This is a genomic window from Pseudomonas sp. GW821-FHT04C07 (genome assembly GCF_059420325.1).
In genome coordinates, this window is record NZ_JBWKTM010000001.1 from 461,020 (window position 1) to 472,005 (window position 10,986).

Sequence of the window (10,986 nt, forward strand, 5' to 3'; positions counted from 1 at the left end):
AGTCACGGAATTATCCTGGCCAGCCCACTCTCTGTAGTAGCTGCCGCCAAGACTTGGGCACACACAGGGCATCGTGCAATTCACGAGTCGTAATTTTTCGATCTGCCACATCGAAGGCCAGCGCTGTTCGCAGGGCTGGCCAACAGTGTTTAGGAAGATGTTTGGGCGCTTTCAGTTGCCGCTCCAGGTGCACGTCACGGGCGTGGGTAGATGGCAAACGGCAGAACGGGTGCTTACCGCCCGCCAGTTCAAAGATTACACAGGCCACCGCGTACAGATCGGCACTGGCCGACAACGGTGCACCTTCAAGCAGTTCGGGGGCAGCGTAACTTGGCGTCCAGGCGTTGAATCGGCTACGGCTCAGCCGCGGCAAGCCGGGCAACACACCCTCCTCGGCCTGGCCGAGGCCAAAATCGAACAGCCGTACCCCTTCTTCACTGAGCATGACATTGCTCGGTTTCAAGTCGCCATGCAGCACACCGCGGTCATGAGCATAGGCCAAGGCGTTCATTAGCGGTACGGCGACATCCCGCAGCTCGCTCCACGGCAAACCGGTCGGCCGCTCGCAGAGCAACCTATCCAGGGTCAACCCGCGCATCAGCTCCATGGTGAAGAAGGCGCGCTGGAAATCGGCGTCCACTTCGAAGCTGTGTGGGCGCAGTACATTAGGATGGTGTAGCCGTCGGGTCAGGGCGAACTCGCTATAGAGCAAGGCGCTTGCATCCGGAGACTCGACAAATTCTTCGCTGAGTATTTTCAGCGCAATGTACGGGTCGGGATCGCCATACTGTTCGTGCAGCAGATCCCGTGCTCGATAGACTGCGCCCATGCCCCCGGCACCGAGCAGGCGCTCGATGCGATAACGCCCCCCGAGCACCTCCGGCAACTCGCTTGCGCGGGTTTTGGTCGGGACCATGACACGCGGCATTTCACGGGGTATGGCGAAGGCGAAACAAGTCAGATTGCCTGGTTCCTCTTCGGTCGCCAGCAAGCGATCCATCTGCGGTATGAGGTCACTCATTTGCGAATTACCACAGCGGTCAGGTTATCCCGAGCCGAGCCTCGCAAGGCGCTGTCGAACAAGCGCTCCAATGCCACTTGCGGCGAAAGCAGGCTCAAGGCGTTGCCCAGCACTTCGCTGGACAGTCCTTGGTACAAGCCATCGCTGCACAGCAAAAATGCATCGCCTGGATAGACCTCGAGCTCGAGCACATCCAGGGTCAACTGTTCGCTGGCGCCGACCGCTCGGGTAAGCGCATTTGCGGACGGGTGGACTTTGGCTTGCTCGACACTCATCTGTTTTTCGTCGACCAATTGCTGTAGCAGTGAATGATCCCTGGACAGCTGATAGAGCCGCTGCCCGCGCCACAGGTAGCAGCGACTGTCACCGGCCCAGGTGCAGACTGCACGATTGCCCTCAAGCAACAGTACGACCACGGTGCTACCCATAATGCAGTCGCGCCGCTCGGCGGTGACGGTCAGTTCCTGTCCCAGGCGGCGGTTAAGCCAGTGCAGGCACTGGCGCACACCCTTGAGCCGTTCATCGAAGCCGTCTTGCGAAGGTAGTTCGGCGAGAGTGGCGACAATCAGCTGACTGGCAATATCGCCTCCCTGATGGCCACCCATACCATCGGCGACCACCCAAAGCCCCTGCTCCGGACAGGCCAGGAAGGCATCTTCGTTGCGCGCCCGAACCTTGCCCGGATCGGTACGCGCCGCGCTGCGCCAGGTACTGACACCCCCCATCAGAGCTGCGCCGGCATACGAAAGGTGCGCAACACGCCCATGTCGAACGGGTTCGGTGTGCGTTGGCTCAGCAGTAGATAGTTGGCGCGCAGGCCACCCAGATCGGCCTTGAGCACCATCACGTCGCGGCCGGTCAGGTACTCGGTCTGCATCAGGTCGAAAAGACGGAACAACGACCAAGGCCCGATGTTTTTCTCGATACCAATCGGTCGGCCGGCCATTTTTTCCAGGACCAGACTGGCACGACCGTCTTCTGCATCGCTCGGCCAATAGAAAGACGTCGACACAATCGGGCCATGGCGGTATTCCATCAACTGACTGCCGAAGCGGAATTCAGCGCGGCTCACGCCCGGGTCGAGGGTGTACGGTTCAAGCTTGAACTGCACCTGCGGCTCGGCTGGATTTTGTGCGAAGAAACTCTGGCGGATCACCTGCGCTGCGGCCATCTGGTCGAGGTAGCCCCTGGACATCGGCAGGCTGTGGCCATCGATGCTGCGCAAACGATAGTTGCCTGGATTGCCGTTGATGAAAGGCCTCATGTAGGTTTCGAAGAAGCCATCCACCACACCTTGCGCCTTGAAAAATTCGCGAAAGTCGTTGATGGCAACATCGCTGGTGCTATGGGCGTTGAACGGATAACGCTTGTTGATTGCCTTGTCGTAAAAGCTATAGAGCTCACTCTGATAGCGCTGGTTGAGGTGCTGGTAGGAATCGTTGAGCACCAGACGCCAAGTGTCCTCGGCTAGCAGGTTGAACCAGACACTCACCGGGCGCGGTAAGCGCATCGAGGCGTTCCGCAGGTTACTCAGTGCATCGCGCTGGCCGCTCATGCGGGTCTTGGCCATTTCGAAGGCGGCCTGCTCAGGCTGGCTCGCACGACCGAGACTGGCCAGCTGCAATTGCAGGTCGTTGAGCGCTTGCAGGGTTGGGGTCAGGTCAGCCGCTGGGCCGTTGTTGTCGTCCAGCAACCGATGCAGCGGCTCGAAACGACGTTGCAGGGATTGCTTCGCAGTGTCTGGCAGGTTCTTGGTCAGTGCACTCCGAGCATTGCCCAGAGCCGCAGTGCCAGCTGCAACCTTGCCCAGGATACTAACCTTCACACCGAACTTATCAGCGACTTCGGCCACGTCATCGACGTTGTCGGCGATGGTCGCAAAGCGTGTGTTTTCACGCACCGCGACCAACAGTAGCAGCAGCGGCGAATTGGCCGACGTCAGAGCGGCAAGCTGATCAGCGCCTTCGCCAGCATCGCTGAATGGCTGCAAACCAACCTGGCTGACGGCCTCGCCCCAGGCGTTGGCGTAGTCGCGGAAGTACAGTTGCTCAAGCTCGACCATCAAGCGCCGCAAATCCATGCCGCTGATGCTGCCGCCCTCGCCCAGCACCCAGTTGTCACGCAGGATATCGGTCACCAGGCTCGCGCCCTGGATGGTGAAATACTGCTGATAACCCTGCTGAGTGTAGAAGCCCGGGATCAGGTAATCGGTGCCGACAAACAAGCTACCTTGTGAGCCAAGATGCTGGCTAAGACGGTATTCCGGCAGATTGCGGGCTTGCTCGCGCAGAACCCGATAGACCACGTTGGCCAAGGATTCGCTACGCAATATCTGACGCGACTGGGCGACCAGTGCATCGTTGAGCGGATAGATAAACGGCTGTTTGAGCAGACGTTCGAAGTGCGCATTCAGTCCGCTCTGAACCGCGGGGTTACCGGGGTAACGCAGCGACCAATTGGACGCAACTCTCTCCTGCAGCCACGATGGGTCACGACGTTCCGTCATGCTCAACATCAGGTACGCGCGCAAGTTATTGAGCAGGCGATCGCGGTCTTTCATGTTGTCGCGGATCTGCCCTTCCAGCAGCTGTGCGACCCTTGGAAGCAGCTGTTTTTCCAGCTCTCGTTCATAGGAGCTCTTGAGCACCGGACCGGCCAGTCCACCCTGATACAGACCAACATGCTCATGTAGCGAAACATCACCTCTGGAGGCAAAGACCTTGGTCGCCTCAAAGGCCGTATCCAGCGGCTTGAGGACCGCCATCGCATCATCGCGTGCACTCAACGACGAACGCTGTTGAGTCCACTCTTGTGCCAGATCACGAATTCGCTCAAGACGCTCATGGTTGGCCGAATAACCTCCAGCCCAGAGAGAACCGAATAAGCCTAGCGCAACCAGTGCACCGACGTATAACGCACGCTGCCCCCAATGGATTCGGCTGTGCTCACGCTTTTCTAGCCCAACCAGATCGGCCTCAGGAAAAATCACTCGGCTCAACAAGTGGTGAATAAAACGCGCACGACCGCTGCGCAAGGTTGGCAGCACACCACTGCTCATGCTCAGGTTGGCGCCAATACTCGCAGTGTCCCGGTCAAGCTTTTCAGTCAGATATGGGGCGCTGGTCAGGTAAAAACCACGCAATTGGCAGACACGTTGATAGCGGTTGCCGGTAAACGCCATGTCGACAAACAGACACAGACGCTCGCCGATCTGCCCTAGCTGATGCGGAAAGTCGAGTATCCGTCCCCGACGCTGAGTGTCGCGCTCCTGGTGCATACGCATGATCACTTGGCTGTTGAGGCGCCGCAGCAGTTCTTCGAACTCCTGACGCAGCACCGCCACGTCAGTCCCGCCCTGCTCTTTGCGGAAACTGGTACCGAGTACCTGATCACTTTCTTCGCGGCTCAGCTGATCGAAGAACTCATCGAAGCCCAACAACTCATCGGCTTTGCTCAGGACCAGATAGATCGGTAAATCGACATGCAGCTTCTGGTGAACATCTTGCAGACGCGCACGGACCTGGCGCGCGAGGATATCAAGGTCCTGTTCACTGCTGGCCAGTAGCATCCCGACGGGAATAGTCACCAGCACGCCATTGAGCGGACGGTTGCGGCGACGAGTGCGCAGCAGACTCAGCAAGGTTGTCCAGGCACCGCCGTCAACGTCGGCGTCGGGCTGGGTCAGGTAGCGACCGGCGGTGTCGATTAATACGCCGTGATCAGCGAAGTACCAGTCGCAATGCATAGTCCCGGTGGTATCGCGGGTCAGTTTGCGTTCGATCTTGTTGATCGGAAACTCCAGCCCCGAAAAGTCCAGCAGGCTGGTCTTGCCGCTGCCCTGCGGTCCGATCAGCAGGTACCAGGGTAAATCGTCGCGCCAGCGTTCACTGCGACCGCGATACAAACTCGAACTCTTCAAGGTGCGCAAGGCATCCTTGAAGCGGCTGCGCAGTTCTTTATGCTCTTCGTCGATCAGCTCTTCACGGCGGAGGCGATCCTGGCCGCCCTCGCTTTCTTCAACCTGTTTCTTGCGCACACCGGTATGCCAGCTGGCAAAGACCATAGTGAGCCCCCAGATCAGGAATAACACACTGATGGTCAGTAAACGGGAGGTCGAACCTTCCCAGAACTTGTAGTCATTGACCGCGAGCAACGGTCCGATGAACCAGACCAACATCGCTACGAACAGCACCAGCAGCAACGTCCAGACCCAGGTCCTGCGCACAAACGCGCCGACTTTTTTGAAGAAAAATCTCATCACACTTCCCTGTATTAACGAGGTTGAACCACGGCCGGATCAAGCTGCAGATAGGGCTGCAGAACGGTCTCACGCTGCTCGCCGAGGACCCAGGAGAAACCCGAATACATCATTGCCAGGCAACCCACCGTGAACAGCACCACCATCCACCACGGCACGATGCGCACCAGCCTGCGGCGCTGATCGCTGATACCTTCCCAATGGGGTGACAGCTCACGGGAAACGTCACCGCGCAGCTGGCGAATCTGTCGATACAAGGCGTCGCGAACACCCTCGAGCTCCAGCACTCCGCGGGTCATCACCCGGTATTTGCCTTCGAAGCCCAGCGACAGACACAGGTACATCAGTTCAAGTATCGGCAAATGCTTGACCGGGCTCTTCGACAGCCGATCGAGCATTTGGAAGAATTTTTCACCGCCGAAAGTTTCGTTGTGGAAGCTACTGAGCAGGCTCATCTGCGCCCACTCGCTTTCGTTGCCCCAGGATGTCGTGACCACCGCTTCATCGGCCACAGTGCAGAGGACGTAACGGGCGGCCATTACCTGGCTACTCTCAGCACCGCTGTGCAGCGCCAGAACCTCAAACTGTTTCAGACTGTTGGTCAGTCGCTCATGAAGTCTTCGCATGTCTTCGCCAGACTTGCTGTGCTTGAGCCGCACTACTTCCGACAGCAGCTCGGAAGCCGCCGCGACCAACGAGTTGAGGCTGACGTTGAACACCTCCGCCGGGCGAAGACGCGCGGCATAAATCATCCGCTCTTCCAGCTGTTCGATACGCGGCGGCACAGCAAAGTCGGTGAGAGGGCTTAAAGCAGGGTCGTGACCTTGACGATCGAGAAGGACTGTCTTGTCGTCGAGCTGGTGATCGTTTTCCTTGATCATATCGTTCAGTTCCTGATGGCCCAGAATTTCAATTCAAGTTCGGCAAATTCACCAGACACGTGAAAGGCGAAGCCACCGGAGCCTCCCAGTTGCACTAAGTCTTCGGAATTGAGTTCGAGGATGAAATAGGTTTTGTTCGAGTGAAACGGAATCTGTCGCGGAGCCACGGGCAAGGGTTTGACCTTGATGCCTGGCAGGTGCAGGTTAACCAGTTGGCGAATGCGCTCTACCGGGCCTACTTTGAGGTGCGCCGGTAAACGATGGCGCAACTCGTCACCATCGCAGTTGGCACTGGCCGCCAGCACGAACGACGCCGAACCCAGCAGTTTGTGGTCGTGCAGCGGCGACACCAGAATCCCGTATTGACGGGCTTGCAGCGCCAGTTCGGTGGCGTGCTGTTCAAGCACCATCGACAGCACCTGACGGATCGCCTCCATTAGTTTGCGGAAGCTCGCGCCCTGGTCGCTATGAAGGTAACGACTGTCCAGATTCGGGCGTTTGCTGTCGCTGGCGAACGTCGCTAGATCACCCAGCATCGACAGCAGCGTGCGATACAACTCCTCCGGATGTACGTGTTCCAGGCTCAAGTAGTGACGCAGCACGAGTTCGGTCCGGTTGATCAATTGCAGCATCATGAAGTCGCCGACTTCCGCACCGCCGACCTTACCGTTGGCGCGAATCCGCTCAGCAATGGCGTCGCCCCGGTGGCCAAGCATGCTGATGACTTCTTTGAGACACGACAGCAGGTAACCGCAAGCATGGGCGTGAATGAAAGTCGGAACGAAGTCCGGGTCGAGACTGATCACGCCGTCTGGTGTAGTGTTGAGGACTTCGCAGACTTTCAGCTTCACGTAGGCCTGATCACTCTGCTGCTCGCCGAGTAGCAGGCGAAAATCCGGACGTGCACAGCTGACCTGGCAGCTGAAGTCATCACCCGCGTTGGAGTCGGCCACTTGTGCCTCATAGGCGGTATAGCGCGCCAGCACGTCGGACTGCTCCGGGCGACGGGATTCGATGTGGTTGCCGGTCACCAGTGGCAAGGCTAGATAGATCGGCGTATTGCCTGTATTCGGCGGTACATCCAGAGCTAGTGGCTCGGTGTTGCCACCCAATTCGAACAGGCTTCCGTCGGGCAAGACTCCACAGGCGTGGCTGATCACCAGTTTGCCCATGTTGAGGAACTGCAGGTCGATCTCAAGCCCGAGAAAACCCCAAATGTAACTACCCAGTAATTGGGTACGGGTTTTCATCTGGTTATCGTAGTAACGATCGTTGTGCTGGAAATGCTGTGGGCGCAACAGCATGCCTTCCTGCCAAATGACTTTATGCACACTCATAATCAGTCATCCGCCTTGGCGAACGTTTTATTGTTGTTGTGGATACCGGCCTGATCGAGAGTCAACTCGGCCTCCGTCAGTTTCACCGGGGTGACCTGAACCACATAGCGCCACTTGGTTTCAGGCAGGTCACGGTAAGCCGCCAACACCCCAACGTAACGGCTACCACTCTCGAGGCTGAGCTTGAGCTCGACACTTTCCCCGGGGCGCAACTCAAGCTCTTCGCTGGCTCCCAGATCCGGCGCCAAGGATTCCCTGGCGCGTTCGTAGAGACTGAAAAAGTCGGCGTTCTCAAAAGCCACCGGATGCTTGAGCTCCATCAGTCGTACCACGATCGGCGAAGGTCGGCCGTTAAGGTCCGGGTTGACCTGGTCGCTGGCGGTCAGCTTCAGGTCCAGCTTGGTCATGCTGGAATACGGCGAAAGCGACGAGCAACCGGCCAGTAGCACCAGAGCGACGAGCGCAGTCAGTGTTTTGAGTAAAACGGTCGAGAAGCGAGACATTCGCATCATCCTTGGTGTTCAGTGTGGAGGGTGGAGATCAGGCGGATCTGTTCTTCGTAGGCTTGAGCGAAATCCCGAGCCAACAGGCGCTCGCACCAGTCATGGTCCTGACACAACGCCTGGTGGTAACGACCATAGGCTCTCCAGCGGTTGCCCGAAGTGGCGAGTAGCGGCTGGTGGCCGTCGCGCTCGAAACGCAAGGTCAGCTGTTGCGGCGAGAAGTGTTCGAGGGCGCCGCGTATCGCCGCACGACTGGCGGCAAGCAAAGCCACCTGATGCGCCTGCAGGTCGCGGAAGGCCCGAGCGATGGCTTGCTCGGCCGGAAACTGGCCCGGCTTGTTGGGCTGCAGCAGAACGCCCAGCGCTTCGCTGGCATCCGCGGCAAATTTCAGTGGGTTTTTGCTGGTGCCCTGAGCGGTGGTCAACGCCAGACGCAGTTCATTCTTCAGCTCGCTACGGGTGTGCAGACTCTGCTGCAAACCACCAATGCTTTGCTTGAGCAAACACGCAGCATTAATCGCCAGGGCTTCGCGGCGCTCGTGGTCAAGAGAGTCAAGATCGACCCCCAGCGCGGCGCCAAAATGTTGCCAGAAACCTTCGCTCTGCAGTTCCACCGTCTTAGATGCTGACGCAGGCGCTGCCTCTTCCGGCGCCGAGACCAGCTCGGGCACGATCAAGCTTTCCATGTCGATGCGCGCATAATCGGCGCACTGTTTCGACTCTTGGCGCGGCGCATTGAGCTCGGTGAACTCATCGAGCTCCAAGTACACCTGCTCCTGCTGGTCGAGCGCACTCACCGGGTCGAGGTCGAGGAAGGCATCGTCAGGAATGGTGCTCCCCGCAGACTGCGGGCAGCCGACTTCAGCCTCGTAGAACTCTGGAGTGCGGACCAGCCGCGCGCGGATTTCGAAATCCCCCAGCATGTAGACGCTGCCATGCTCGATACGTCGGGCTTCGTCCTTGCGCAGGCGCTCACCGGTTTCACGGGTCTGAATACCGTTGCTGCTGGTATCGGTCAGGAAGAAAGCTCCGTCGCGATAGCTGATCAACGCGTGATGGTTGGACAAGTGACGTTTGCGGTCTGGAATGATCCAGTCGCAATCCTCTCCACGCCCTATCACGCCGCCGGCCTGCGTGAAGGTTTTGCTACTCGCCTGCGTGGGCACAAACTGCTGGGTGTTCAGCATTTCAAAAACCAGTTCCATATGATCATGCTCCTTGCGCTCACTGACCGCGATTGACCGTCTGCGGATCACCCAATGGGCGATAGGTGTTGTCGTTGAATTTGTAGTTGCCGTTACAGCCGCCGAGGCTGCTTAGAACGACGAGGATCAGCAGGACGGTTTGCCAGTGGCGAACAGACATCAGGTGGCTCCATGGAAAGACAATGCTGACAGCGTCGACCTGGTTGGCGACTCTGCGAAGAGCGAAAAATCGGGTTGAAATCAGCACGCGTTGCTAACCCTCAAAATTGCCAAGGTTTAGATTCAGGCGTCCGAGGCGATACAGCAGAGTGCGGCGCGGCAAGCCCAGTTCACGGGCCGCCAGGGTCTGGTTACCTCCGTTCTTGCGCAGGCAATCGAGCAACAGACTGCGCTCGACCTGTACCAGACGTTCACGCAGATTCAGGCTGAATGCTTGCGGCACAACGTCGGTGCGCAACGAAAAGTGCTCGGCCAGCAATTCCCCGTCCTCGCAGAGCAACACCGCACGCTCCACCAACCCTTTGAGCTCGCGCACGTTGCCTGGAAAGTCATAAGCGCACAGGCGATCCAGCGCTGCGTCGGACCAGCGCACCAGGTCACGCTGCAGAAAAGCGCAGGCCTTGTCGGCGAAATGCCTGGCCAGATCGGGGATGTCACCCTCGCGCTGACGCAATGCCGGCAATTCGATGGGAAACTGCGCCAGGCGGTAATACAGGTCCTCTCGAAACTTACCCTCGCCCACCAACACCGACAGATCACGGTGGGTCGCAGCGAGAATGCGCACGTCGGACTTATGGGTGTCGTTGGAGCCCAGCGGACGAATCTCGCCTTCCTGCAACACTCGCAACAACTTGGCTTGCAGAGACATCGGCATGTCGCCGATTTCATCCAGCAGCAAGGTGCCGCCATTAGCCGCATCGAACAGCCCGGCGCGGTCACGATCGGCGCCGGTAAAGGCTCCTTTGCGGTAACCGAACAATTCACTTTCCAACAGGTTTTCCGGAAACGCCGCGCAGTTCTGCACAATGAACGCCCGGGAGCGCCGCGGTCCACATTCGTGAATGGCGCGAGCAACCACTTCTTTGCCAGTCCCGGTCTCGCCACGTAGCAATACGGTGTAGGGGTTGTGCAAAACCTTGCTGATCAGCTGTAAAGTCTGGTGCATGGCAGGGCTCCTGCCGATCAACCCGTAACCACTGGCATTCGTGATAACGTTGGGTGTCGACGAAACATAGCCCGCTGGTCGACGCAAACCTTGCAGCAGGTGCAACTGCGCCAGAACGAACGAGCCCAATTGCCCAAGTGAATCAGCAAAACCTTGTAAATCGACATGCTCGCAGCTGACACAGAGCAACAGCCCTTGAACAGCCTTCTGCTGGTTGACCAAGGGCACGCACAACAGCGACTGCCACGGTACGTCCTGCACCGGCAAGAAACTGGTTTCGTGGAGGCTTGCGTTCAAGTTGCTGAAGCTCACTACCCGGTTCTGGCACAACGCGAACTGCAGCAACTGCTCGCCGTTGTAATCGACCGGCAGGCTCGCGGCCTCCCGTAGCTTCAGAGTGCCCTGCAAGCACTCGGCGTTCAGCCACAGGTGGGTGTGAGTCACATCGAGCAAGTACAGCTGACTCAACTCACAGGCACTGAGTTCGGCCGCTGCCCGCACAAAGTCACCCAGCAACGTAGCGCAGTCGGACACACGGGAAAGGCTGGTAAATTGCGCCACCAAAGCTTCGGCATAGACCAGCGGCTGCCCTACTCGAGTAAACATCACACCCACC

At 58.4% G+C, this 10,986-nt stretch carries 9 protein-coding genes; all 9 read right to left on the reverse strand.

The genetic code is table 11. From position 1 onward, the window contains the following. Positions 1 to 10 precede the first annotated feature (10 nt). Positions 11 to 1,021, reverse strand: a complete 1,011-nt coding sequence (locus AC07UI_RS02210) for a serine/threonine-protein kinase (protein WP_494990916.1) — start codon at positions 1,019 to 1,021, stop codon at positions 11 to 13. After that, complete coding sequence (locus AC07UI_RS02215) at positions 1,018 to 1,746, reverse strand: PP2C family protein-serine/threonine phosphatase (protein WP_494990917.1); 729 nt, start codon at positions 1,744 to 1,746, stop codon at positions 1,018 to 1,020. The genes AC07UI_RS02210 and AC07UI_RS02215 overlap by 4 nt, the downstream gene beginning before the upstream one ends. Next, the gene (tssM, locus tag AC07UI_RS02220; protein WP_494990918.1) at positions 1,746 to 5,279 is read right to left on the reverse strand and encodes a type VI secretion system membrane subunit TssM; all 3,534 of its coding nucleotides are present in this window, start codon (positions 5,277 to 5,279) and stop codon (positions 1,746 to 1,748) included. Before tssM ends, AC07UI_RS02215 begins: the two co-directional genes overlap by 1 nt. Before the next feature lie 14 nt (positions 5,280 to 5,293). Beyond that, complete coding sequence (icmH, locus tag AC07UI_RS02225) at positions 5,294 to 6,160, reverse strand: type IVB secretion system protein IcmH/DotU (RefSeq protein ID WP_494990919.1); 867 nt, start codon at positions 6,158 to 6,160, stop codon at positions 5,294 to 5,296. Positions 6,161 to 6,165: 5 nt separating this feature from the next. Further along, positions 6,166 to 7,497 carry a type VI secretion system baseplate subunit TssK gene (gene tssK, locus AC07UI_RS02230; protein WP_494990920.1) on the reverse strand — a complete coding sequence of 444 codons (1,332 nt, stop codon included), beginning with the start codon at positions 7,495 to 7,497 and terminating at the stop codon, positions 6,166 to 6,168. Between the two features lie 2 nt (positions 7,498 to 7,499). Continuing rightward, the gene (gene tssJ / locus AC07UI_RS02235; RefSeq protein ID WP_494990921.1) at positions 7,500 to 8,000 is read right to left on the reverse strand and encodes a type VI secretion system lipoprotein TssJ; all 501 of its coding nucleotides are present in this window, start codon (positions 7,998 to 8,000) and stop codon (positions 7,500 to 7,502) included. 5 nt (positions 8,001 to 8,005) lie between these two features. Further along, complete coding sequence (tagH, locus tag AC07UI_RS02240) at positions 8,006 to 9,205, reverse strand: type VI secretion system-associated FHA domain protein TagH (RefSeq protein ID WP_494990922.1); 1,200 nt, start codon at positions 9,203 to 9,205, stop codon at positions 8,006 to 8,008. A gap of 19 nt (positions 9,206 to 9,224) precedes the next feature. Then, on the reverse strand, positions 9,225 to 9,365 hold the full coding sequence (locus AC07UI_RS02245; RefSeq protein WP_494990923.1) for a type VI secretion protein: 141 nt from the start codon (positions 9,363 to 9,365) through the stop codon (positions 9,225 to 9,227). Positions 9,366 to 9,458: 93 nt separating this feature from the next. Beyond that, positions 9,459 to 10,976, reverse strand: a complete 1,518-nt coding sequence (locus tag AC07UI_RS02250) for a sigma-54 interaction domain-containing protein (protein WP_494990924.1) — start codon at positions 10,974 to 10,976, stop codon at positions 9,459 to 9,461. Positions 10,977 to 10,986: the final 10 nt, after the last annotated feature.